The organism is Marinobacter sp., from assembly GCF_033722195.1.
Classification (GTDB): domain Bacteria; phylum Pseudomonadota; class Gammaproteobacteria; order Pseudomonadales; family Oleiphilaceae; genus Marinobacter.
Genome location: NZ_JAWVZL010000018.1, coordinates 26976 through 50534 on the forward strand (window position 1 = coordinate 26976; position 23559 = coordinate 50534).

General features: G+C 64.4%; 20 protein-coding genes. 15 read left to right on the top strand and 5 right to left on the bottom strand.

Annotated features, from left to right (window positions below):
- Positions 1-145: 145 nt before the first annotated feature.
- From cysM to R3280_RS05460, 5 genes are all read left to right on the top strand, one after another.
- Positions 146-1039, top strand: a complete 894-nt coding sequence (gene cysM / locus R3280_RS05440) for a cysteine synthase CysM (RefSeq protein WP_318997564.1) — start codon at positions 146-148, stop codon at positions 1037-1039.
- A gap of 60 nt (positions 1040-1099) precedes the next feature.
- Positions 1100-2431, top strand: a complete 1332-nt coding sequence (rlmD, locus tag R3280_RS05445; protein ID WP_318997565.1) for a 23S rRNA (uracil(1939)-C(5))-methyltransferase RlmD — start codon at positions 1100-1102, stop codon at positions 2429-2431.
- Positions 2432-2493: 62 nt separating this feature from the next.
- Complete coding sequence (gene relA / locus R3280_RS05450; protein ID WP_318997566.1) at positions 2494-4731, top strand: GTP diphosphokinase; 2238 nt, start codon at positions 2494-2496, stop codon at positions 4729-4731.
- A gap of 3 nt (positions 4732-4734) precedes the next feature.
- Positions 4735-5583 (top strand): nucleoside triphosphate pyrophosphohydrolase, encoded by an 849-nt coding sequence (gene mazG, locus R3280_RS05455; RefSeq protein ID WP_318997567.1) that lies wholly within the window; start codon positions 4735-4737, stop codon positions 5581-5583.
- Positions 5584-5788: 205 nt separating this feature from the next.
- Positions 5789-6133 carry a pilin assembly protein gene (locus tag R3280_RS05460; protein ID WP_318997568.1) on the top strand — a complete coding sequence of 115 codons (345 nt, stop codon included), beginning with the start codon at positions 5789-5791 and terminating at the stop codon, positions 6131-6133.
- Positions 6134-6176: 43 nt separating this feature from the next.
- Here the strand turns inward: R3280_RS05460 and R3280_RS05465 are convergent, their stop codons facing one another.
- On the bottom strand, positions 6177-6419 hold the full coding sequence (locus R3280_RS05465; protein ID WP_318997569.1) for a hypothetical protein: 243 nt from the start codon (positions 6417-6419) through the stop codon (positions 6177-6179).
- A 128-nt stretch (positions 6420-6547) separates the two neighbouring features.
- Between R3280_RS05465 and ppc the strand changes: the two genes are divergently transcribed.
- The 7 genes from ppc to R3280_RS05500 all read left to right on the top strand — a co-directional run bounded on the left by ppc (position 6548) and on the right by R3280_RS05500 (position 14282).
- Positions 6548-9190: a phosphoenolpyruvate carboxylase gene (ppc, locus tag R3280_RS05470; RefSeq protein ID WP_318997570.1), complete on the top strand. Its 2643-nt coding sequence runs from the start codon at positions 6548-6550 to the stop codon at positions 9188-9190.
- 58 nt (positions 9191-9248) lie between these two features.
- Complete coding sequence (locus tag R3280_RS05475) at positions 9249-10628, top strand: HDOD domain-containing protein (RefSeq protein ID WP_318997571.1); 1380 nt, start codon at positions 9249-9251, stop codon at positions 10626-10628.
- A gap of 213 nt (positions 10629-10841) precedes the next feature.
- Complete coding sequence (gene adk / locus R3280_RS05480; protein ID WP_318997572.1) at positions 10842-11495, top strand: adenylate kinase; 654 nt, start codon at positions 10842-10844, stop codon at positions 11493-11495.
- 16 nt (positions 11496-11511) lie between these two features.
- Entirely contained in the window at positions 11512-12207 is a 696-nt protein-coding gene (gene tsaB, locus R3280_RS05485; protein ID WP_318997573.1) for a tRNA (adenosine(37)-N6)-threonylcarbamoyltransferase complex dimerization subunit type 1 TsaB, read from the top strand.
- Between the two features lie 35 nt (positions 12208-12242).
- Positions 12243-13040, top strand: a complete 798-nt coding sequence (locus R3280_RS05490) for an undecaprenyl-diphosphate phosphatase (RefSeq protein ID WP_318997574.1) — start codon at positions 12243-12245, stop codon at positions 13038-13040.
- Positions 13041-13107: 67 nt separating this feature from the next.
- Positions 13108-13476 (top strand): UDP pyrophosphate phosphatase, encoded by a 369-nt coding sequence (locus R3280_RS05495; protein WP_318997575.1) that lies wholly within the window; start codon positions 13108-13110, stop codon positions 13474-13476.
- Positions 13476-14282, top strand: a complete 807-nt coding sequence (locus tag R3280_RS05500; protein ID WP_318997576.1) for a class I SAM-dependent methyltransferase — start codon at positions 13476-13478, stop codon at positions 14280-14282. The genes R3280_RS05495 and R3280_RS05500 overlap by 1 nt, the downstream gene beginning before the upstream one ends.
- Before the next feature lie 8 nt (positions 14283-14290).
- Here the strand turns inward: R3280_RS05500 and plsB are convergent, their stop codons facing one another.
- Complete coding sequence (gene plsB / locus R3280_RS05505; RefSeq protein ID WP_318997577.1) at positions 14291-16756, bottom strand: glycerol-3-phosphate 1-O-acyltransferase PlsB; 2466 nt, start codon at positions 16754-16756, stop codon at positions 14291-14293.
- Positions 16757-16888: 132 nt separating this feature from the next.
- On the opposite strand from plsB, the gene nudC reads away from it, so the two are divergent.
- Positions 16889-17710 carry an NAD(+) diphosphatase gene (gene nudC, locus R3280_RS05510; RefSeq protein WP_318997578.1) on the top strand — a complete coding sequence of 274 codons (822 nt, stop codon included), beginning with the start codon at positions 16889-16891 and terminating at the stop codon, positions 17708-17710.
- On the top strand, positions 17707-18543 hold the full coding sequence (gene murI, locus R3280_RS05515; protein WP_318997579.1) for a glutamate racemase: 837 nt from the start codon (positions 17707-17709) through the stop codon (positions 18541-18543). The genes nudC and murI overlap by 4 nt, the downstream gene beginning before the upstream one ends.
- Here the strand turns inward: murI and R3280_RS05520 are convergent.
- On the bottom strand, positions 18521-19531 hold the full coding sequence (locus R3280_RS05520) for a DUF2156 domain-containing protein (RefSeq protein WP_318997580.1): 1011 nt from the start codon (positions 19529-19531) through the stop codon (positions 18521-18523). The two genes, murI and R3280_RS05520, sit on opposite strands and share 23 nt — an antisense overlap.
- 49 nt (positions 19532-19580) lie before the next feature.
- Positions 19581-20237, bottom strand: a complete 657-nt coding sequence (locus R3280_RS05525) for a class I SAM-dependent methyltransferase (protein ID WP_318997581.1) — start codon at positions 20235-20237, stop codon at positions 19581-19583.
- A 344-nt stretch (positions 20238-20581) separates the two neighbouring features.
- Between R3280_RS05525 and R3280_RS05530 the strand changes: the two genes are divergently transcribed.
- Positions 20582-21376 carry a transporter substrate-binding domain-containing protein gene (locus R3280_RS05530; protein WP_318997582.1) on the top strand — a complete coding sequence of 265 codons (795 nt, stop codon included), beginning with the start codon at positions 20582-20584 and terminating at the stop codon, positions 21374-21376.
- Positions 21377-21383: 7 nt separating this feature from the next.
- Here R3280_RS05530 and R3280_RS05535 read toward each other — a convergent pair whose 3' ends face one another.
- Entirely contained in the window at positions 21384-23555 is a 2172-nt protein-coding gene (locus R3280_RS05535) for a putative bifunctional diguanylate cyclase/phosphodiesterase (RefSeq protein ID WP_318997587.1), read from the bottom strand.
- Positions 23556-23559 lie beyond the last annotated feature (4 nt).

A 23559-nucleotide genomic window follows, 5' to 3' on the forward strand; every position in this document is an offset into this window, starting at 1 on the left:
CCCCCGGTCATGTAAATAGCGACAAGCTGTATTGGGAGACCCGGCGGGTTACGCGTATGATGCGATGCCAGAGTGTACCATAGGGCATGACACGGGGATTTGACGTGTCACACGCCGCTGTCGGTTGTCAGGAGCAAACATCATTATGCATTTTCCCACCATTGAGGACTATGTTGGCCACACTCCGCTGGTGCGTCTGCAGCGTCTGCCCGGCGAAACCAGCAACGTGATTCTGGCCAAGCTGGAAGGCAACAACCCGGCCGGCTCGGTGAAGGACCGGCCGGCGGTCAGCATGATCCAGCAGGCCGAGGCCCGGGGCGATATCAAGCCCGGTGACACCCTGATCGAGGCCACCAGCGGCAATACCGGCATCGCCCTGGCCATGGCGGCCGCCATCAAAGGCTACCGCATGGTGTTGATCATGCCCGCCAACATGAGCGAGGAGCGCCGCGCCTCCATGCGCGCCTACGGCGCCGAGATCATCACGGTGAGCCGGGAAGAAAGCATGGAGGGCGCCCGCGACCTGGCCGCCCGGATGCAGGCCGAGGGCAAGGGGTACGTACTGGATCAGTTCGCCAACCAGGACAACCCGCTGGCCCATTACCGCACCACCGGCCCGGAGATCTGGGAGCAGACCGCCGGGCGGGTCACCCATTTTGTCAGCTCCATGGGTACCACCGGCACCATCATGGGAGTGTCCCGCTACCTGAAGGAGCGCAACCCGGACATCCGAATCATCGGCCTGCAGCCGAAAGAGGGCGCGTCCATTCCCGGTATCCGGCGCTGGCCGGAGGCCTACCTGCCCAAGATCTATGACGCCGCCCGGGTGGACCAGGTCCTGGATATCGGCCAGCAGGAGGCGGAAGAAACCATGCGGGCCCTGGCCCGGCGCGAGGGGATCTTCTGCGGGGTTTCCTCCGGTGGTTCCATTGCCGCTGCCCTGCGCCTGTCCGAGCAGGTTGAAAACGCCGTGATTGTGGCCATCATCTGTGACCGGGGTGACCGCTACCTGTCCACCGGGGTCTTCCCGGCGGCCTGACGGTTGCCGTCAGTGAGCCGTTTGAGACCCCGATCCCGCTTTGTTGAAGAGTCCGAATCTATGAGCAGACGACGCAGGAAGAGCCTGCCGGCCGAGCCGGTGCGGTGCGTCATTGAAAGACTGAGCCACGATGGTCGCGGCATTGCCCACCAGAACGGCAAGACCCAGTTCGTCGACGGTGCCCTGCCGGGGGAAACGGTGATGGCGAAGGTGGTGGGGTCCCGCAGCAAGTTCGACGAGCTGCGCACCCTTGAGGTGCTGGAGCCGGTGGCGGAGCGGGTGACGCCCCCCTGCGAATTTGCCGACCTGTGTGGGGGCTGCAGCCTGCAGCACATGGCAGGCGATGCCCAGATTGCGTTCAAGGAGAAGACCCTGCGGGAGCATTTTGCCCACTTTGGGGGCATCGAGCCGGAGCACTGGGAGCCCCCGATGCGGTCGCCGGACCTGGGCTACCGCCGTAAGGCACGCCTGGGGGTGCGTTTCGTGCCCAAGCGGGATTCGGTGCTGGTGGGTTTCCGGGAGAAGCGCAACAGCTTTCTCACCGATATCGACCGCTGCGTGGTGATGGATCCCCGGATCGGCGATCGCATCACGGATTTGCGGGCCATGCTCTATACACTGCAGGCCCATGACAGCATCGCCCAGGTGGAGGTGGCCTGTGGTGATGACGCCGCCGCGCTGGTGTTCCGCAACATGGAGCCCCTGGGCAGCGCCGACTACGAGCGCCTGGTGGCGTTCGGAAAGGCCCACGACTTGCATATCTATCTGCAGCCGAAGGGACCTGACACGGTACACCGGATCTGGCCGGAGCAGGGCGAGGAGCGGCTGAGCTACCGCCTGGATGACTTCGACCTGACCCTGAAATTCCATCCCATGGACTTTACCCAGGTTAACGCCGGCATCAATCACAAGATGGTAGCCTTGGCGGTGGAGTGGCTGGATGTGCAGCCCGGTGAGAGGGTGCTGGACCTGTTCTGCGGCCTGGGCAACTTCACCCTGCCCCTGGCCCGGCGGGCCGGGCAGGTGGTGGGGGTGGAAGGCGACGACGCCATGGTGGTGCGGGGCCGCGAGAATGCCCGCCTGAACGACCTGGACAACGTCAGCTTCCACGGCGCCAACCTGCAGGGCGATTTCACCGGTGAGTCCTGGGCGAGGGAGGGCTTCGACAAGATCCTGATCGACCCGCCCCGGTCCGGCGCCGAAGAGGTCTGCGAGTATCTGACCGCCTTTGGCGCCCGCCGTATTGTCTATGTGTCCTGCAATCCCGCCACCCTGGCGCGGGATGCCGGGGTATTGGTGGCCAAGGGCTACCGGCTGGTGCGGGCAGGGGTGATGGACATGTTCCCCCATACCACCCACGTGGAATCCATTGCCCTGTTTGAGCGTAAGTAGGAGCCGGGAACCAACCGGCGTGGCGGGTGTCAGCCTGTGGTGCACAGAACAATGGAAATGGCATGGTAAAAGTCCGTGAAGATTACGCCCTGAACCAGGACGGTCACATCGACATCGAACGCTGGATTGCCGAAATCCAGAGCCAGACCACCCTGGAGGATGTGGACCAGTTTCGCCGCGCCTGCGTCAAGAGTGCCGAAATCGACCGCGAGGCCTTCCGCGAGGACCGGCTCTGGGCGCCTGGCGCCAGTAGTTTCCGCACCGGCGTGGAGATGGCTCAGGTGCTGGTGGAGCTGCACCTGGACCAGGCCAGCCTGGTGGCCGCCATTCTCTACCGGGCGGTGCGTGAGGAACGGGTGCCGCTGGAGGAGATCCGCAAGGAGTTTGGCGACGAAGTGGCCAAGCTGATCGACGGCGTCCAGCAGATGGCGGCCATTTCCGCCATTCACCATCCCCTCAAGGGCAACGTGCTGGGCCAGAGTCAGGGCCAGCTGGACAACGTCCGCAAGATGCTGGTGACCATGATCGACGATGTCCGGGTCGCCCTGATCAAGCTGGCGGAGCGGACCTGCGCCATCCGCGCGGTCAAGGACGTCTCCCCCGACAAGCGCATGCGGGTGGCGCGGGAGGTGTTCGACATCTATGCCCCGCTGGCCCATCGCCTGGGCATCGGCCATATCAAGTGGGAGCTGGAGGACCTGTCCTTCCGTTACCTGCACGAGACCGCCTACAAGAAAATCGCCAAGCTGCTGGATGAGAAGCGTCTCGACCGGGATGGCTACATCCGCCGGGTGCTGGAAACCCTGGAAAGCGAGCTCAAGGCCGCCGGTATCGAGGGCGAGCTGGCGGGCCGGGCGAAACACATCTACAGCATCTGGCGCAAGATGCGCCGCAAGGGTATCGATTTCTCCCAGGTCTATGACGTGCGGGCGGTGCGAATCCTGGTGCCCGCGGTGCGGGACTGCTATGCCGCCCTCGGCATCGTCCATACGCTCTGGCGCCATATCCCGAACGAATTCGATGACTACGTGGCCAACCCCAAGGAGAACGGCTACCAGTCCCTGCATACCGCCGTGATCGGCCCCGAGGGCAAGGTCATGGAGGTGCAGATCCGGACCCACAAGATGCACCAGGAGGCGGAACTGGGGGTCTGTGCCCACTGGGCCTACAAGGGCATGGACCAGGGCAACCGCTCCACCGGCTACGAAGCCAAGATCAACTGGCTGCGCCAGGTGCTGGAATGGCAGGAGGAACTGGGTGACCTGTCCGGCCTGATGGACCAGCTCAAGAACGATGTAACTTCCGACCGGGTCTATGTATTCACCCCGGAGGGCCACGTGGTGGACCTGCCCCAGGGCGCGACGCCGGTGGATTTCGCCTACCGTGTCCACACCGAGGTGGGGCACGCCTGCCGCGGTGCCCGGCTGAACGGCCGCATCGTGCCGCTGACCTATCCGCTGAAAACCGGTGACCAGGTCTTCATCCTGACCTCCAACAATCCAGCCCCCAGCCGGGACTGGCTCAATCCCAGCCTGGGCTACATCCAGACCTCCCGGGCCCGGGCCAAGGTCACCCACTGGTTCAAGGAGCAGAACCGGGACCGTAATATCATCGACGGCCGCGCCATCCTGGAGGATGAGTTCAAGCGCCTGTCGATCTACGATGTGGATCTCAACCTGCTGGCCAACAAGGTCAACTACCAGAACGCCGAAGACCTGTTCGCCGCCGTAGGGGCAGGGGACCTCAAGCCCACCCACGTGGCCAACATCGCCCAGCAGATGGTCGAGCCCCGTACCCAGCAGCTGGATCTGAAACTTAGCGGCAACCGGCGGCGGCCCTACGACACCGAGTCCGACATCCAGATTCGCGGCGTCGGCAAACTCAAGACCCAGGTGGCCAAGTGCTGCAAGCCCCTGCCCGGTGACCCCATTGGTGGCTATATCACCGTCGGCCGTGGCGTCACCGTGCACCGGCAGGACTGCCTGACCTTCCTGCACCTGCGGGAATACGAGCCCAACCGCATCATCGAGGTCAGCTGGGGCGGCAAGCCGGAGGCCACCTACCCGGTGGACATCGAGATCCTGGCCTACGACCGTTCCGGCCTGCTGCGGGACATCACCCAGGTGCTGTCCAACTCCCGCAGCGACGTGCTGGCGCTGAACACCCAGTCCAACGCCGACGACAACACCGCCACCATGACGGTGACGGTGGAGATTTCCAGTCTCGAGCAACTGGCCCGACTGCTGGCGCAGATCCGCAACCTGCCCAACATCGTGGAAGTTCGCCGCAAACGCAGGTGATGCATGAGTTACAGCATTGAAGACCTGAAGACACTCATGGCCCGGCTCCGGGACCCGGAAACCGGATGCCCCTGGGATCTCAAGCAGACGTACCGCAGCATCGTGCCCCACACCCTGGAGGAAGCCCACGAGGTGGCGGACGCCATCGAGCGGGCGGACTATCCCCACCTCAAGGACGAGCTGGGGGACCTGCTGTTCCAGGTCATTTTCTACAGCCAGCTGGGGCGGGAGGATGGCCACTTCGATTTCGACTCGGTGGTGGACCATCTGGTGCGCAAGCTGGTGCGGCGGCACCCCCATGTGTTCCCGGACGGCACCCTGGCCAGCCGTATCGATCCGGACAACCGCCCCGGGGAGGATGAGATCAAGGCCAGCTGGGAGCAGATAAAGGCCGAAGAGCGTGCAGCTGCACCGGAATCAGGCGCCGAAGCAGGCCCCGCCAGCCGTCTGGATGGCATTGCCCGCACCCTGCCGGCCATGGCGCGGGCCGAGAAACTGCAGCGACGGGCCTCCAGTCACGGTTTCGACTGGCCGGACGTGGCGCCGGTGTTCGACAAGCTCCACGAGGAAATCGAGGAGCTGCGCCAGGCCTGGCAGCGGGCCCGGTCCGAACCGGAGGGTCAGGATGCGGTGGAGGACGAGCTGGGGGATCTGCTGTTTGTCTGCGTCAACCTGGCACGCTTCATGAAGGTCAACCCGGATCAGGCATTGCGCCGCACCAACCACAAGTTCGAGGCCCGCTTTCGTGCTATCGAAGAGCGCCTGGAGGCCGAGGGCCGCGTCATGGAGTCTGAGGACCTGGAGGCACTGGATAAGATCTGGCAGTCGGTCAAGGGTGTGGAGAAACAGTGATTACAGGCGGCCCGCCAGCGGTCGCAGACCGAAACATGCGTCGCGATGATAGGTACAATCCGTAACCATATAAAAGCGTTGGGGTTGTTTTTTTGGCGCTACACTTCGGGTGAGAATAGTCAGTGAAACGCGCTGCTCCACGGTCACAAGCCGGCAGCGCTGGCAAACCGGGTATCCCCGGGGCAACAGGCAGGAGTCGCACGATATGAAGATTAAGGATCTGGTGAAATACTGGGACAAGCATGCTCGCGGACGTCTTGCGAAGGATGCCTATTTTCTGCAGCTTTCCGATCAGCATCACAGCCGACTGGAAAAGCTCGCCGCTCTCTACCCGATGAAGTCTTCCCAGGACCTGATCCGCGACCTGGTCTCCGCCGCCCTGGATGAACTGGAAACCAGCTTTCCCTACGAGCAGGGCTCCAAGGTGGTGGCCTTCGATGAGGACGGCTTCGAGATCTATGAGGACAAGGGCCTGACGCCCCGCTTCGTGAGCCTCAGCCAGAAGCACATCCAGCGCCTCAAGGCCCGTCAGCTCGAATCCGTGGCCTGAACCACTCGGCCGGGCCTGCGGGCCCGGCGCCTGAACTGCCTTCCTAGTTACCGCCTTCCTTGCCGCCGGTCAGCTTGTCCTTGAGCGGGCTCTGGCGCACCAGGTCATCCAGTGCCGCCGCCACCATGTCGTTGAGAATGTCGCTCTCGCTGCGGTCCGGGTACAGCTCCGCCAGGGCCGCCACACGCGCGGCGTCTTCCAGGGGCAACCGCAGGTTGTAGTCGTGGGTGCGCTCCACGTGCTCTTTCTTCTTTTCCCAGTGCTTGGGCAGATCCGTAACTTTCATGATGTCTCCTCGTGACCTGGCGCCTGTGGCGGCCGGCTCCCGGCTCGGCCGAATGGCGCATGGACTTGCTCCGACGTTCCTTAGTATCGTTACACGCCTTGCTACTCGTCAATTTAAAAGGACGTCACGTGACAGAGCTCCACCCCGATCTTCGAGAAAATGTTCGCCTGCTGGGTGAGTTGTTGGGCCAGAGTATTCGCCAGTACCCCGGCCAGGACTGCTTTGATCTGATTGAGGAAATCCGCGCTGCCGCCAAGGCCGACCGGCGCCAGGAGAGCGGCTCGGGTCAGCGCCTGATACAGCTGCTCAGCCAGCTTCAGGACGACCAGCTGTTGCCGGTCACCCGAGCCTTCAACCAGTTTCTCAACCTGGCCAACCTGGCCGAGCAGTATCACGGGGTGCGGCGCAAGCGCGGGCACCAGTCCGATCTGATGGTGGAGTCACTGGGGGAGGTGTTCGAACGTCTGCAGGGCAAGGGCATTTCCGCGGCGGAACTGCATCAGCGGGTGCGGGAACTGCGCATCGAGTTCGTGCTCACCGCCCATCCCACGGAGGTGACCCGCCGTACCCTGATCCTGAAATACGACGAGATGTCCGATTGCATCGCCCGGCTGGACCACGACGACCTGCTGCCGGCGGAGCGGGAAGAAATCATCCAGCGCCTGCGCCAGCTCATTACCGAAGCCTGGCATACCGATGAGATCCGCTACGAGCGACCCACCGCCGTGGACGAGGCCAAGTGGGGCTTCGCGGTGATCGAGAACAGTCTGTGGCAGGCGCTGCCCCGGTTCCTGCGCAGCCTCGACCAGGCCCTGGTGGCCGCCACCGGCGACGGTCTGCCCATGGACGCCGCCCCCATCCGGATGGCGTCCTGGATGGGCGGCGACCGGGACGGCAACCCCAACGTCACCCACGAAGTCAGCCAGCAGGTCTTCCTGCTGGGCCGGTGGATGGCGGCGGATCTCTACTTGCGTGATATCCAGGCGCTGCGAGCGGAGCTGTCCATGTGGCAGGCCAGCGATGAACTGAGGGCACAGGTGGGTGACAGCCGGGAGCCCTACCGCACGGTGCTGGCGGGTCTGCGGGAGCGGCTGGTGAAAACCCGCGACTGGGCCGAGGCCCGGATCAACGGCGAGCCCGCCGACGCCACCGGCATCCTGTTCGAGAACAGTGACCTGACCGAACCGCTGGAGCTGTGCTACCGGTCGCTGGTGGATTGCGGCCTGGAAACCGTGGCCAACGGGCCGCTGCTGGATACCCTGCGCCGGGCCCATACCTTCGGCCTGCCGCTGATCCGCCTGGACATCCGCCAGGAGGCCAGCCGCCACGCCGAGGCGGTGGCGGAAATGGTGGATTACCTGGAGCTGGGGGACTACCTGGCCTGGACCGAGGAAGAGCGTCAGCGCTTCCTGATTCGCGAGCTGCAGAGCCGCCGGCCGCTGATCCCACGGGACTGGCAGCCGTCGGAGGCGGTGCGGGAAGTCCTGGCCACCTGCGAGGTGGTGGCGGGCCAGACCCCGGAGGCTCTGGGTTCCTACGTCATCTCCATGGCCAGCAAACCTTCCGATGTGCTCAATGTCATCCTGCTGCTGCGGGAGTCCGGCATGAAGCACCCCATGCGGGTGGTGCCGCTCTTCGAGACCCTGGACGACCTCACCGGTGCGCCGGACGCCATGGCCGCCCTGTTCGCGCTGGACTGGTACCGGGGCTACTGCCGCGATCATCAGGAAGTCATGATTGGCTATTCCGATTCCGCCAAGGACGCCGGCCAGATGATGGCGGCCTGGGCCCAGTACCAGGCCCAGGAGCAGCTCACCGAGGTGGCTGGCCGCTACGGCATTCACCTGACCCTGTTCCACGGGCGCGGTGGCACCGTGGGTCGGGGCGGCGGGCCGGCCAACCGCGCCATCCTGTCCCAGCCCCCGGGCTCGGTGAACGGCAGCTTCCGCATCACCGAGCAGGGCGAGATGATCCGCTTCAAGTTCGGCCTGCCGCGGCTGGCGGAGCAGAGCCTCACCCTTTATACCACCGCGGTGATCGAGGCCACCCTGTCGCCGCCGCCGGCGCCTGAGCCGGAATGGCGCGAAGCCATGGACTGGCTCACCGAACGCTCCCTCAAGGCGTACCGGGAAGTGGTTCGGGAGCACCCGGATTTCGTACCCTATTTCCGTCAGGCCACGCCGGAGCAGGCCCTGGGCAAGCTGGCCCTGGGCAGCCGGCCGGCCCGGCGCAAGCCCAGCGGCGGTGTGGAGAGCTTGCGGGCCATTCCCTGGATCTTCGCCTGGACCCAGATGCGGATGATGCTGCCCAGCTGGCTGGGCAGCGACGTGGCGCTGGCGCAGGCCGCCGAGGCGGGCCGCCTGCCGTTGCTGAAGGACATGAGGGCACGGTGGCCGTTTTTCCGCACCTACGTGGACATGCTGGAGATGGTGCTGGCCAAGTCCGACCTGCGCATCGCCAGCTACTACGAGAAGACCCTGGTGGAGCCGGGGCTCAGACCCCTGGGGGAGGACCTGCGCCAGCGGCTGGCCGGCTGTATCGAGCAGGTCAAGGCACTGAAGGAGCGGGACACCCTGCTGCAGGATGAGCCGGTATTCGCCCATTCCCTGCGGGTGCGCAATCCCTACACCGACCCGCTGCACTATCTGCAGGCGGAACTGCTGCGCCGGGACCGGGAAAGCGGCGAAGGTGGCCAGGTGCCGGAAATGGTGGAGCGGGCCCTCAAGGTCACCATGGCGGGGATTGCGGCGGGCATGCGCAATACCGGCTAGAATCAGGGTCAGGGTTCGGCCAGAAACCCCACAGGACAGCAGGATTAAGGAGAACACCGTGCCATTGTCTGCGCGGCTTGAGCAGTACCTGAACCGAAAGGGCATTGTCTTTGACGAAGTTGCGCTGTCCCCCGCCCCCGGGTTTGACGCCGCCATCCTGCATTCGGGGTTGGCCAGGGAGGACGTGATCCAGGCCACGATGCTGATCGACCTCAAGGGGGTGGTCATGGCGGTCCATCCGTTCGATACCGTACTGGATCCCGACGCCATCAGGCAGCTGACCGGCCGCAGCCTGCAGCCGCTGACACCGCGCCAGGCGGACCGGCTGTTCGGCGACTGCGAGCCGGGCTTTCATCCTCCCATCGGCGGTGCTTACGAGCTGCCGGTGCTGGTGGACAGCTCGGTGATGACCATGGCCACCGCCTACATGGCCGCCGGCAGCGACCGGACCCTGCTGCGGCTGGAGGCCCGGTCCCTGCGTCTGACCATGGCCGGGGCCCGGCAGGGCAGGCTGGTGATGAATGGCTCCGGCCAGGGCGCCCTGGCCGGTCAGCGCTCACTCACCCTGGAGGAGGTGGCGGAACAGCTCCAGAAGCTCTACCGGCTGCCCCCCATGCCAGCCCTGGCGTTGCGGATCATGCGGCTCACTGCCAACCCGGACGCCAGCGCCCGGGAGCTGGCGGAATTGATCGAGTTCGACCCCAGCCTCACGGCCCAGGTCATGCGCTACGCCCGTTCGGCGCTGTTCAATTACCCCGGCCAGATCGATTCGGTGCAGGACGCCGTCACCCGCGTGCTGGGTTTCGATCGGGTCGCTCACATCGCCCTGGGTATTGCGTCGGTCCGCGCGTTTGACGTGCCCCGCCAGGGCATGCTCGGCATGGACGAGTTCTGGCGCCATTCGCTCTATTGCGCCTTCCTGTGCCAGCGCATGGCGGCGCAGTGCAAGGCCGACAAGGGCCTGGCGTATTTGTGCGGCCTGCTCCACAACTTCGGCCTGCTGCTGATCGGCCACCTGTTCCCCACCGAGTTCGACCAGCTCAACCGCCTGCGGGAGGATAACCCCGAGCACAGCATGCGGGCGCTGGAACGTCAGGTGTTCGGCGCCGGCAACGGCCAGGATCTGCTGGCGGTGGGTCACGGGGCCATCGGCGGCATCCTGCACAAGCTCTGGCAACTGCCGGAAGCGGTGATCAAATCCGCTGGAGTCCATCAGAACGGCGATTATCACGGTGACCACGAGACCTATGTGCTCATGGTGCAGTTGGCCAATGAGCTGCTGAAGGAAAAGGGCGTTGGCGATGAGTTCAACGTCCCGGAACCGGATCTGCCAGCACAACGTCTTGGCCTGGCCAGCGAGGACCTGGACGAGCTGCGGGAATCCATCGACACGGTGGCCCCCGACCTGGACGCCCTGGCCCGGTCACTGACCGGCTGAGCCGGCGGGCTGCGACCTAGGTATGAGGAACCGCTACCGAGGTCGACTTTCTCTTGCAGGCCCGAGTTCGTATAATGCGCGATCTTCAGAATTAAGGGTCTCCTGGCACGCGCGCTTCGCGGCAGGGTGGAGGGTCCCGGAAGTCGTGGTGCAGATCGCTGCTCAGTCTCCGCGCTTCTACAACAATTTTCATTAAACGGGAGCAGAACCACTATGAGAGTCATCATGTTAGGCGCGCCGGGCGCGGGTAAGGGTACCCAGGCCCAGTACATCACTGAGCGCTTCAAGATTCCCCAGATTTCCACCGGCGACATGCTGCGGGCCGCGGTCAAGGCGGAGTCGGAACTGGGCAAGCAGGTCAAGGAAGTGATGGCCTCCGGTGGTCTGGTGTCGGACGACATCATCATCGCACTGATCGAGGAGCGGGTGCAGCAGGACGACTGCCGTAACGGCTTCCTGCTGGACGGCTTTCCCCGCACCATTCCCCAGGCGGAAGCGCTCAAGGACCAGGGTATCGACATCGACTACGTGGTGGAGATCGCGGTTCCCGATGAGGAAATCGTCAAGCGTCTGTCCGGTCGCCGTGTTCATGAGCCCAGCGGCCGTATCTATCACGTCGAGTACGATCCGCCCAAGGAGCCCGGCAAGGATGATGAAACCGGTGAGCCCCTGGTGCAGCGCACCGATGACAAGGAAGAGACCGTGCGCAAGCGCCTGAGCATCTACCACACCCAGACCGCACCGCTGGTGGATTACTACCGCGAATGGGAAGCCCAGGATCCCGAGCGGGCGCCCCGCTACATCCGGGTCGACGGCGTGGGTTCGCTGGACCATATCCGCAATCAGATCCTCGAGCAGCTGGGCTGATCATCGGAGCCATAGCGTGAACCTGCTGGCACTGGATACCTCCTCCGAGGGTTGTTCTGCCGCGCTCTGGGCCGGTGATCGCCTCACCGACCGCTTCAGCCTGGCCCCCCGGGGCCATACCCGGCTTTTGATGCCGATGGTGCGGGAGCTGCTGGCGGAGAGGGAACTGGCGCCTGCCGCCTTGAATGCTCTGGCTTTTGCCTGTGGTCCGGGGTCGTTCACCGGTCTTCGGATTGCCACCGGCGTGGTCCAGGGCCTGGCCTACGGTCTGGGCATACCGGTGGTGCCGGTATCCTCCCTGGCGGCGGTGGCCCAGCAGGTGATCGACGCCGAGGCCCTGGAAGAAGGCACCGGGGTGGCAGTGGCCTTTGACGCCCGCATGGACGAAGTCTACTGGGGCTGTTTTCAGGTCCGGGACGGCTGGGCCACGCCGCTGGCCGCCGAACAGGTGAGGGCGCCGGAGGCGGTGAGTCTGGTTGACGGTGTCGCCCGGTGGGTGGGTGCCGGCTCCGGCTGGCGCTTCCAAAGCCGAATGCCGGCCGAGGTCGGCGCAAGTGTCCCGGCACCCGACACCGAGCCGGTGCCCCGGGCCCGGGAAGTGGCCCTGCTGGGGCGGCAGGCCTGGCAGCGGGGGGAAACCGTGCCGGCGGCCATGGCCCGGCCGGTCTACCTGCGCGATGAAGTCACCTGGCAGAAGCTGCCTGGTCGTTAAATCACCCTCCCATTCCAGATTCAGGAAGTGCCGCCATGGACCTCTGGCATATCATCGTGCTGTCCATTATCCAGGGCCTCACCGAGTTTCTGCCTATCAGCAGTTCGGCCCATCTGATCCTGCCCTCGCAGTTGCTGGGCTGGCCCGACCAGGGCCTGGCGTTCGACGTGGCGGTTCATGTGGGCACCCTTGCGGCGGTGGTCTGGTACTTCCGTCGGCAGGTTTTCCAGCTGGGCCGGGCCTGGGTGGTGGACAGCTGCCAGCGCCGGGTGGGTCCGGACAGCTATTTGGCCTGGGCCATCATACTGGGTACGGTGCCGGCCGGCCTGGCGGGCCTGCTGCTGGATGACTGGATTGCCGGCCACCTGCGTTCGGGGCTGGTGATCGCCATCACCACCATCGTTTTTGGCCTGGTACTCTGGTGGTCCGACGCGGTCGGACGGCGCCAGCGCGGCCTCGCCGGACTGTCGATGCGGGATGCCCTGATCATCGGAGTGGCCCAGGCGCTGGCACTGATTCCCGGCACCTCCCGTTCCGGTATCACCATGACCGCGGCGCTGTTCCTGGGCTTCGACCGGGAGTCGGCGGCGCGGTTCTCGTTCCTGCTGTCGATCCCGCTGATCGCCGCCGCGGGCCTGCTCAAGGTACTGGAACTGGTGGAGCTGGGTGAGGCCGCGGACTGGACCTCCATCGCGCTGGGGGCCGTCATGTCGTTTGTCAGCGCGGTGATCTGTATTCACCTGTTCCTGGCCTTTCTGGAGCGTCTTGGCCTGATGCCTTACGTGATCTACCGGCTGGTGCTGGGCGCGGTGTTGCTGCTGGTGCTCTGGTAGGGGTTTTATTTCTCCGGCGCCGGCCTCATAATTGAGGTTCTTGCCAAAACTGCCTGGAATTTGATCAATGGTCGCCGGCCTGAATCCAAACGCTCCGTTTCCCGCCCAGTCGGAAGCCACTGCCGCCCGCAGCCGGCCCGATGTGGCGCGCAATCCGGCGGCCACCGGCCCCAACGCCACCACCGATTCGGTGCGCCAGTCCTTCCTCGGTCCCCAGGCGGAACGCAGCAACACCCGTCAGCCGGATATCATCGACACGGTTGCCATCGAGCGTCGGGTTGAAGCCCGCCAGGCCGCCGAAGACACCCGCCTTGAGCGTTTTCGCGCCGACGAACTGCCATTTGCCAGTGCCCGCGCGCTCGACGTGTTCGCCTCGGTGGCGGGTCAGCGCGACGGCTCTGACGTGGAACTGGCGGGCATCGATATCCGCGTCTGATGCCTCCCGATCCTGCCGCCACCCTTGCCGTGGCCGGTTCTCCCCTGGCGGATTTACGGGCTCTGGAAGAGCTCGCCCGTCGCCTCGAACTGCAATTCCTTGGCAGCCGCGACCCGCGCCGGGTGAGCGATTTTCCTTACCTGCTGTTTGGCGATGAGCACGGCCTGGGTCTGCAGATGACGGGCAAAGGCGCGCCCGGTCCAGTTCGGGTGGAGTTCGCCACCGGTAAGGCTGGGTATCGTCTTGAGCATGGCGGCGGCACAGGTCAGTTGGTGGCCAGGGCGGTGGGGTTGAAGAAAACCCGGCAGCCGCTGCATGTACTGGACGCCACCGCGGGCCTGGGCCAGGACGCCTTTGTGCTTGCCGGCCTGGGTTGCCGGGTCACTATGCTCGAGCGCTCCGCTATCGTCCACGCCTTACTGGCGGATGGCCTGGCCCGGGGCCGCCTGAACCCGGCGACTGCCGGGGTGATGGCGCAGATGACGCTGATCCACGCCGAGAGCACCTCCTGGCTTCAGGCCGGCGAGTCGGATCTGGCGGATGTGATTTACCTGGACCCCATGTTTCCGCACCGGGACAAATCGGCCCTGGTGAAAAAGGAAATGCGGATCTTCCGCGACCTGGTGGGCGCCGACGAGGATGCCGGCGGCTTGCTGGCGGCGGCCCTGACCCGCGCCCGCTACCGGGTGGTGGTCAAGCGCCCCCGCAAGGCCCCGGCAGTGGAAGGACCGGAGCCGGCGGCCCGGGTCGAGGGCAAGACCAGCCGCTACGATATCTACCCCCTCCGGGCCCTGCCCAACGCCTGAGGCGGCACTCAGGCCCCCAGCATGGTGACCTGCTGGATGGCCTGGCGCTTCTCCACATTGAGCACCAGCCGGGCATCCTCGGCCACCTCGTCCAGACCCTCGCTGTAGCAGAGCTGGCCATTGGCGTCGGTGGTGATGACTTCGTTTTTCTGCAGGTTGGCGATGAAGTTCCGGAACAGGCTCTTGTCGAAGAATTCCGGGGCGTTGAGGCCAAACAGGATGGCCATGCGTTCCGCCAGCAGGGTGCTCTGCTCTTCCAGCTCGGCGGCGCTGATCTTGCCGGAGCCGTGCTTGCGCAGGATGGCAATGGCAATGTGGTAGCGCTCCAGGGTCTGGATGATAAAGCGTGAAAGCACCCGCAGCCGCAGCATGGCATCGGTGCCTTCCTCCGGCCGGCAGAGGCGGTTGCCGTCCACCCGCAGCAGGCCCTGTGCCACCAGCACGTCCAGCCACTGGTCCACCACCTGTTCGGCCTGGTCGGCCTGGTACTTCAGGAACAGCTCCGACTGCAGGTAGGGATAGACCACACTGGCCAGGAACACCACCTTCTCCCGGGCCAGGGAGGCGTTGTTCTCGAACAGACAGGCAATCAGTGACGGCAGCGCGAACAGGTGCTGGATGTTGTTGCGGTAGTAGGTCATCAGGATGGCGTTGTTGCCCTCCAGGGCAATGATGTCCCCCAGCTTCTGGTGCTGGCGGTTGACCAGGCCCATGCCCTCGCAGTAATCGATCCAGTCCTTGCCATGGCCCTCCGGCAGGGTGACGGTGCTGGCGTAGGGGAAGGCCCGCAGCAGTTCCGCGAACTGGTCCATCAGGCGGCTGAGCTGGCCCTCGTCCATGCTCAGTCGTTCGGTGCTGAGCAGCACCGTGGCGGTCATGCCGATGGGGTTGACCGCTACCGAGGCGTTGATGCGGGTGGCCACCTCCGTGGCCAGGGTGTCCACCGCCTGGTTCAGCCAGGCCGGCCGGTAATCCTGGTCATAGGCTTCCTGGCGCCAGCTGGGATGAACCTCGTCCAGCAGGCCCGCCAACGGGATGGCCTCGCCGAAGTTGACCGCGACCCGGCCAAAGGAGCTGCGCAGGCGGCGCAGGGTGCGCACCAGCGAGAAAATGCTCTCCTTCTGTTTCTTCTTGCCCCTCAGCTCACCCAGGTAGGACCGGCCTTCCATGACCTTTTCATAACCGATGTAGACCGGAATGAACACGATCGGCTTGTGGTGATCCCTGAGGAAACTACGCACCGTCATCGCCAGCATGCCCGGCCGGGGCTGCAGCATCCGCCCGGTGCGGCTGCGGCCACCCTCGACAAAGTATTCCACCGAGTAGCCGCGGGTGAACATCACGTGCATGTACTCGTTGAACACAGTGCTGTAGAGCGGGTTGTCCTTGAAGCTGCGGCGCATGAAGAAGGCCCCGCCCCGGCGCAGGATGGGGCCCACGATGGGCATGTTCAGGTTGATGCCGGCGGCGATGTGGGGCGGCATCAGGCCGTTACGGTAGAGCACGTAGGAGAGCAGCAGGTAATCAATGTGGGAGCGGTGGCAGGGCACGTAGACCACCGCATTGTCCTGGGCCACATCCTGCGCCACCTGGATGTTGTTGACGGCGATGCCGTTGTAGATCCGGTTCCACAGCCGGCTGAGCAGCACCTCGAGGAACCGGATGGTGGCAATGGACATGCTGGCGGCGATTTCGTCGGCGTATTTGCGTGCCTTGATCCGCACTTTTTCCGGCGGAATGTCGTCCTTGCGGGCGGTCTCCCGGATGGCGTCCTTGACCGCCGGCGTGCGCACCAGGCCTTCCACCAGGGTCCGGCGGTGGGACAGGTCGGGTCCCAGTACCGCCTGGCGGACCCGGCGGAAATGGGTGCGCAGGATACGGGCCAACTTGCGCTCGGCTTTCTCCTCGCTGTCCCGGTACTCGTCGATGACGGCGCTCAGTGACAGCGGCCGGCTGAACTGCACGTAGGTATTGCGGCCGTGCACCAGGATGATCAGGAACTTCTGCAGCCGGCCCGCCACCGACCAGGTGTCCGAGAGGATCATCTTGATCAGGGACTTGGCCTTGTCCGGGGAGCGGCCCCAGAACAGCGAAACCGGAACCACCTGGACATCCAGGGTGGGGTCCTGCTGGCACAATCTGACGTATTCCCGCATGCGGGCGGTGGTCACCGGGGTCTGGCGGGGGCGGAACAGGCCGCCGGTGCGATGGTATAGGAAGAAGAACGAGCGGTCCGGGCCGTTATGGACCGGCAGCGGCCGATTGGCGGGGGGCAGTCCGGCCCGCCGCACCTCCTGCTCCAGCACCAGGCGGCTGGACAGGGAACTGTACTGCAGCACGTAGCAGACCGGCTTGTTGGGATCCAGCTCAAGGGCCTCGCGGCTGGCCCCCATGACGTCGGTCCGGACCCAAAGGTACAGCATCTTGCGCAAAAGGGTCAGGAAAAAGCCGCTCAGGCCCGGAATCAGTCGCATACAGGTTCGCTCTGTTAACAAAACTGGCGCTAAGTGTACTTGCTCCCCCGGTTTGCGCAAAGCGGGCGCCGTCTTATGGCGCAAGCGGCTATGTGCTACATTCTGCCCAACAGAAATGGCGGGGGTGGTGCAATGACTCAGTGGGCTGCCGGTTGGCGTCGCGAGGGTCCGTCCGTTGAGGACGGCGTGGTGGCACTGTGCGACCAGGCCGTGGTATCCCGCAACGGCCAGTGGCTGCTGCCCTGGTCGGAGGCCGGCAACTGGCTCGACGGCGACAGCGAGCCGGTCTATGTGGGGCGCTTCGAGGGCCGCAACGTCTACGTCGCCGAGATGTCCGCCGACGCGCCTTTCAGCGCCAGCGAGCGGGTCCCGCTGCGGGACGCAGTCTTGACCACCGCCAGTGCCACCGCCGCCATGCTCAGCACCGCCATCCAGGTCCAGCAGGGGTGGCGGGATCACCGTTACTGCGGTCGCTGCGGCCGCGCCACCGGCTATCATCCCGCCGAACGGGCGCGCTGGTGCGAGCATTGCCGGATTCCCTGGTACGCCCGACTGGCGCCCTGTGTGATCGTGGTGATCCGCCGGGGTGACCGTTTCCTGCTGGCCCGCTCGTCACGCACCCGGCGCTATTACTACAGCCTGATCGCCGGTTTCGTGGAGCCCGGCGAGAGCGCGGAAGAGGCGGTGATTCGGGAGGTTCTAGAAGAGACCGGCCTGGAGGTCACCAACGTCCGTTATCGGGCGTCCCAGCCCTGGCCTTTCCCACATCAGCTGATGCTGGGCTACTTTGCCGACTACGCCGGCGGCGACCTGGTGCTGCAGGAGGACGAGCTGGCGGATGCCGGCTGGTTCGAGCCCGGCGCCCTGCCACCGGTGCCCCCGGACACCACCATCGCCGGCCGGCTGATTCAGGCCATGGAGCGGGAAATCGCCGCCCAGGAGGGACTGGGGTGAAGCAGCCGCAGGTGCTGGTGTTCGATTCCGGTGTCGGCGGCTTCAGCATCGCCGCCGGCATCCGTGCCGAGCTGCCCGGCGTGGAGTTGCGCTACCTGGCGGACAACGCCGGTTTCCCCTATGGCGACAAGCCGGAGGCGGTGGTCACCGGGCGGGTGGTGAGCCTCGTGAGGCAGGCGTTGGCGGAACAGCCGGTGGATCTGGTGGTGATTGCCTGCAACACCGCCAGTACCGTGGCACTACCAAGCCTGCGGGAAGCCATTGCCACGCCGGTGGTGGGGGTGGTACCGGCCATCAAGCCGGCCGCGGCCCTGTCTGCCAACCGCCGCATCGGTCTGCTGGCCACGCCCGCCACCGTGCGGCGGCCCTACCTGGACGGGCTGGTGCGGGAATTTGCCGCCGACTGCCAACTGACCCGCATCGGCCAGCCGGATCTGGTGCACTGGATCGAGGCCTGGGTTTCCGATCCCAAGGCGCTGCCGGAGTCCGCGCTGGCGGCGGCATTGGTGCCGTTCCGGGAAGCCGGGGTGGATACGGTGGTGCTCGGCTGCACCCACTATCCGCTGATCCGGGCGCAACTGCAGATGTGCCTGCCGGAGGTGCGGCATTGGGTGGATTCGGGTTCTGCCATCGCCCGGCGTACCCGACATCTGCTTGAGCAGGCCGGTTATGCCGCTCTGACCGCGGCAACGGCAGGGCCGGTGTCGGCCGGGTTCACTGACGCCTTGCCCCTGGGGCTGGAAGGTTTCATGACCCGGCTGGGCCTGGCGCCGGGTTCGCTGACCGGCGGCTGGCCGCTGGCGGCTCCGGTTACAGGAGCCGAGTCAGCTTGAACATGGCGAGGAATTCCAGCGCCGGCAGGGCACGGCGGTGGCAGCAGTAGGTCTTGAAGGCGCTGCCGCGGAAGCGGGATTTGGTGAACTCCAGCCCCTGGAAGTTGTAAAGGAAGGTGCCATGGTCGTAGAGGCCATGCAGAATGCGTTTCAGCAGCCGGCTTTCCTGACGTTCGGTGGCCGGGTCCAGGGATAGCGGGATCAGGCCCAGATCCAGGTAGGGCACGCCCTCGCTCTGGAAAACTTCCATGGCGTGAGCCATCAGGGTATAGAAGATGCCCTGCCGGAAATCGGCGTTGGCCCGTGAGATATTGGGCACGTAGCTGATGATCCGGTTGTTGCGGTAGACCGGGTCGAAGTAGATGAAACCCACCGCCTTGCCGTCCTGGTAGGCGTAGAAATGTCGCTCGTTTTCCCGATAGTCCATTTCCATGGGCCGGATCAGGAAACGGATCTCGTTGCTCTTGCACTTGCGGGTGCGGATCCAGGCCTCGGAAATCTCCCGGGTATTGTCGTCGCTGAACCGCTCCTTGACGGTGATGCCGTTCTTCTCGGCCTGGTTGAGGGCGGTCCGGATGATCTGCTTTTTCTTCCCCTTCAGGGACCACTCCGCCAGATCGATGCGGGATTCGCTGCCGAACTGGGTGCCGTAGAGGCCAAAACGCCGATGCAGGTAGTCCACCACCGGTTTGGACACCTGGATATAGGACGCGTTGGGATAGCGGCAGTGAAAGCGCTCCAGGATCAGTTCGAAATGCTCGGGCGCGGTAACCGGATCCGACAGCACGAAGGTCATGCCCCACTTGCGCATGAAGCCGATATAGCCCACCCCGGGCAGATCGAAATAGTCCATGCCCGGCTGCAGGGTGGAAAACGACTGGGAATGGGTGCCGTATTGCTTCAGGTAGTCCACCCGCTCGGCGAAGGTGAAGGCACCTTCCGCGGCCAGGGTGCCTTGGCGGTCCAGCAGCAGCGTTTGGTCGGTCATCGGGTGTCTCCCCAGGTTATGGCCATCTTGTTGTTGGGTATCGGGACTGTCAGCGCGCCTGTTTCTGGCCGAGGATCGACCAGTAGCAGTTCATGTTCAGCAGCTTGAAGTGCTTTTTCTCGGTGACCTGCAGCCCCAGCCGCTGCATGTGTTCGGGGTAGTTGTAGATCTTGTGGAAGGCGTTGTTGGCGAACAGCCAGAAGATGAAGACCGCCATGTACCAGTAGAGCTTCTTGAACTGGCGGGCGAGTATATTGCCGGTGGGGTAGCAGAAGTCTCCCACCACCACCCGGGCGTCCGGTTTGCCCAGTCGGATCAGGTGCTCCAGCACCCGCACCATCATGTTCTCGTCGAACACGTTGAGGAAGAAGTTGGCCACCACCATGTCGTACTGCTCGTACTCGGTGACCTGCATGATGTCGCTGTGGATACGACGGATCCGAAGTTGCGGCGCCTCCCTCTGCTGGGCATCGGCAAACTTGCGCAGCATGGTTTCCGACAGGTCCACCACCGTCACCTCGGCGCCCAGTTCGGCGGCCCGGATGGCGTCGCGGCCATGACCGACCCCGGCGAACAGGACCCGGGTACCGGGTTTGATGGTTTCCACATCCAGCATGGCGGTCTTGCAGCGATGGATGTTCTTGCCGCTGTAGAGATTGCTGAGAAAGTCGTAAACCGGGCCGATGTACTTGTATTTGTCGCGCATTGTTGTGGCAGCCTTCCCATGTCAAGTGAACCCGCCGCGATTGTTGTGGTTGTCAGGGCCGGCCCGGTTTGGGGACCGGAGCCTGTGCCCGCGGGGGCCTGTGGAAAAAAGCTTAGAGAGTCGAGGGGGCCATTTATGTGCAGTAGCGCGCATTTCCGGATACATTGCGTTACGTACCGCAACACTTTGCAAACCGCGTCATAATTTAAAATCAGAGTGTTCTACAATCCGTTTTAAATATTTTGCTGCCTGTTCGGCCCATTGCGAGCCGCTCGAAAAGTGGTGACCGAAAAATCACCGGCGTTCTATACTCCCCCTCAGTTCCTCGTTGAAGAGGTGGTCAATTGGCTGTCTGCAAGCGCAAGGGTCTGTTCGCCGGGTTGGCGGCCGTACTATGCCTGGCCGGTGCCCTGCGGGCTGATGAAACGGTCACGGTGCGTTACCTGGTGGTGGACGCGAAGACCCGACCGTTCCAGATTGTGGAAGACAACCAGAGCCGTGGCGGTATTGTGTCGGACATGGTGGACGCCATCTTCGCCGGCACCGACTATGAGGTCACCCATCAGGTGTTGCCGGTCAACCGGTTGCGTGTTCAGGTGCACGAGAACCGGATAAACCACTGGGTGGCATTCGATGCTCCGGTGTGGAACTCTTTCGGTGTCGAAGGTGAGATGCTGGCCCAGCCCCTGTTCACCACCCGCCACATCCTGCTGACCTGCCGTACGGATCTGCCCGCCCGGATTACCTCGATCGACCAGCTGAAAGACCTGTCGGTGGTGATGCTGCGCCACTTCGACTACCTGGCGATTTCGGAGGCGGGGGAGAGGGGATACCTGCAGGCGGTACCAGTCGACCGCTTCGAGGCCGGGCTGAGTCTGGTGCAGTTGGGTCGGGCCGACGGTTTCGTGGAGATGGTGTCCCGCCTGCGGCATCACCTGAAGGCTTTCCCCGGCAACGGTGACTGCTTTCGCGAGGTGGACCTTGGCCCCATCATACCGGACTACCCTATTCACCTGAGTGTGGACCGGGACTGGTCCGACGCATTCAAGAATCGGGTGAGCAAGCGCCTGGAGGAACTGGCCGACGCCGGTGAGCTTGACCGTATCTACCGCCGGTACGTCCCCGAATCGCTGCCCTGATACCGGCTCAGACCACGGCCCGCAGGGATTTGTGGTCCAGCATCCGCGAGATGGCCTCGGCCGGCTGGGCGGGGCCGTAGAAGAAGCCCTGAACCTGATGGCAGCCCAGATTCTGCAAGTAGGCCAGTTGGGCGTCGGTTTCCACGCCCTCGGCAACGATGTCCAGCTTCAGGCCGTGGGCCATGGCCACGATGGCATTGACGATGCAAGCGCCGTCTTCCCCCGAACGGATGCCCCGGACAAAGGACTGGTCCACCTTGAGGGTATGGATCGGCAGCCGGTGCAGGTAGTTGAGGGAGGAATAGCCGGTACCGAAGTCATCGATGGCAATCCGTACCCCCATTCCTGCCAGTTCCCGGAGTTTCTGACTGATCTGCTCCAGGTCGTTCATGATGGTGTTTTCGGTAATCTCGATCTCGAGATTGCTGGCCGGGAACTTGTGGTTGTGCAGCTGCTGCACCAGGTTCTCCACGAATCGGGGATGATCCACCTGGATCGGCGACAGGTTGACGGCCAGCCGGAGCTTGTCGTGACCGGCCAGGATCCACTGTCGGACCTGGCGGCAGGCGATGGCCAGCACCTGTTCGCTGAGATCCACGATCAGCTTGGTTTCCTCCGCCAGGGCCAGGAAATCCCGGGGGTAGAGCAGGCCCCGCTCCGGATGCTGCCAGCGCACCAGGGCCTCCAGACCGACAATCCGGCCGCTGCGGGCGCACACCTGGGGCTGGTAGAACACCCGCAGCTCGTTGTTGTCCAGAGCCTGGCGCAGATCCCGCTCCAGCGACAGCCGGTTGGCGGTATCAATGCTCATGGTATCGCTGAAGAAGCGGTAACCGTCCTTGCCTCGGGCCTTGACGTGGTACATGGCGATATCGGCGTTCTGGATCAACTGGTCCATGTTTTCGCCGGCGTCGGGAAAGAGAGCGATACCGATGCTGACCCCCACGAAGACCTCGTGCTCGCCCAACTGGAAGGGCGCCTTAAGGGCCTGGATCAGCTTCTTGGCAATGCGACGGGCGTCGTCGTGGTGGGCAATCTCTGGCAACAGCAGGGTGAACTCGTCGCCGCCGAAGCGGGACAGGGTGTCGCCCTTGCGCAGGCAGTTCTCCAGGCGCTGGGTGACAGCCTGGAGCAGCCGGTCCCCCATGGCGTGACCAAGGGTGTCGTTGATGATCTTGAAACGGTCCAGGTCCAGGAACATCACCGCCAGTTTCTGGTCGCTGCGCCTGGCCTGGGTGATGGCCAGGTTGAGCCGGTCCTTGAATAGGGCCCGGTTGGGGAGGCGGGTCAGCAGGTCATGATAGGCCTGGAAATTGATAAAGGCTTCCGCCTCCTTGCGTTCGGTCACGTCCCGGGCGGTGCCGTAGAAACGGGCTTTGCGGCCGGCCTCCCGGACATTGGCGTCCACCGCCAGGGGCCAGGTTTCGTGGTCGATAGGGAAGGCGGTGATCTCGAAGTAGCGATTGGCCTTGCGGCTGCCCCGGGTCTTGAGCCGGACCTCCAGAGTGCGCGGGTTGTCGGCGTTGATGCCGGGATCCTGCAAGGCGTAGGTACCCCGAACCACATCCTGCTCATCGAGGATATTGCGGAAATGTTTGCCGTTGAGTTCCGTGGCCTGATAACCCAGCAGGGCCTCGACCTTGTTGTTGACGAAGCAGAAGCGGCCATCGTGGTCCAGCATGAAGACGATGTCCGGTGAGCTGTTGACGATGTAGCGATGCAGCGCCTCGGACTTTTCCAGCCGCAGCTGGATGTCGGCGTGGGCCCGCACCAAGGACTGTTTACCCAGGACCGCCTCCAGGGTGGCAAGCAGTTCGTCCGGATCGAAGGGTTTCTTGATGTAGTCCTGGGCACCCCGCCGCAGGGCGCGGCTGACAGCGCTGAATGAACTCTCGCCACTGACCACGATGATGCCGCAATTGGCCTGGACGCCGGCGGCGTGGGCCATGACGTCGAAGCCGTCCACCTCCGGCATCCTCAGGTCCAGCATGGCCAGGTCAAAACGCTTGCGCTCCAGGGCATCGCAGGCGGCCCGGCCACCCAATGCGGAGGTTACGTCGTAGCCCTGCTGCTCAAGCAGCCCGGCCAGGCTTTTTAACAGTCTTGGATCATCGTCTGCCACCAGAATACTGGCCGGGGCAGGCTCCGGCCCGGAGGGTTCGCTGAATTCCCTTCTCATCTCG

Excerpts from the sequence above, each read along its gene's own strand:
- R3280_RS05525 (WP_318997581.1), bottom strand. The coding sequence starts at position 20,237 with ATGCGCGACAAATACAAGTACATCGGCCCGGTTTACGACTTTCTCAGC.
- nudC (WP_318997578.1), top strand. The coding sequence starts at position 16,889 with ATGACTCAGTGGGCTGCCGGTTGGCGTCGCGAGGGTCCGTCCGTTGAG.
- plsB (WP_318997577.1), bottom strand. The coding sequence starts at position 16,756 with ATGCGACTGATTCCGGGCCTGAGCGGCTTTTTCCTGACCCTTTTGCGC.
- adk (WP_318997572.1), top strand. The coding sequence starts at position 10,842 with ATGAGAGTCATCATGTTAGGCGCGCCGGGCGCGGGTAAGGGTACCCAG.
- relA (WP_318997566.1), top strand. The coding sequence starts at position 2,494 with ATGGTAAAAGTCCGTGAAGATTACGCCCTGAACCAGGACGGTCACATC.
- cysM (WP_318997564.1), top strand. The coding sequence starts at position 146 with ATGCATTTTCCCACCATTGAGGACTATGTTGGCCACACTCCGCTGGTG.
- R3280_RS05520 (WP_318997580.1), bottom strand. The coding sequence starts at position 19,531 with ATGACCGACCAAACGCTGCTGCTGGACCGCCAAGGCACCCTGGCCGCG.
- R3280_RS05535 (WP_318997587.1), bottom strand. The coding sequence starts at position 23,555 with ATGAGAAGGGAATTCAGCGAACCCTCCGGGCCGGAGCCTGCCCCGGCC.
- R3280_RS05500 (WP_318997576.1), top strand. The coding sequence starts at position 13,476 with ATGCCTCCCGATCCTGCCGCCACCCTTGCCGTGGCCGGTTCTCCCCTG.
- mazG (WP_318997567.1), top strand. The coding sequence starts at position 4,735 with ATGAGTTACAGCATTGAAGACCTGAAGACACTCATGGCCCGGCTCCGG.
- R3280_RS05465 (WP_318997569.1), bottom strand. The coding sequence starts at position 6,419 with ATGAAAGTTACGGATCTGCCCAAGCACTGGGAAAAGAAGAAAGAGCAC.
- R3280_RS05495 (WP_318997575.1), top strand. The coding sequence starts at position 13,108 with ATGGTCGCCGGCCTGAATCCAAACGCTCCGTTTCCCGCCCAGTCGGAA.
- R3280_RS05490 (WP_318997574.1), top strand. The coding sequence starts at position 12,243 with ATGGACCTCTGGCATATCATCGTGCTGTCCATTATCCAGGGCCTCACC.
- R3280_RS05460 (WP_318997568.1), top strand. The coding sequence starts at position 5,789 with ATGAAGATTAAGGATCTGGTGAAATACTGGGACAAGCATGCTCGCGGA.
- rlmD (WP_318997565.1), top strand. The coding sequence starts at position 1,100 with ATGAGCAGACGACGCAGGAAGAGCCTGCCGGCCGAGCCGGTGCGGTGC.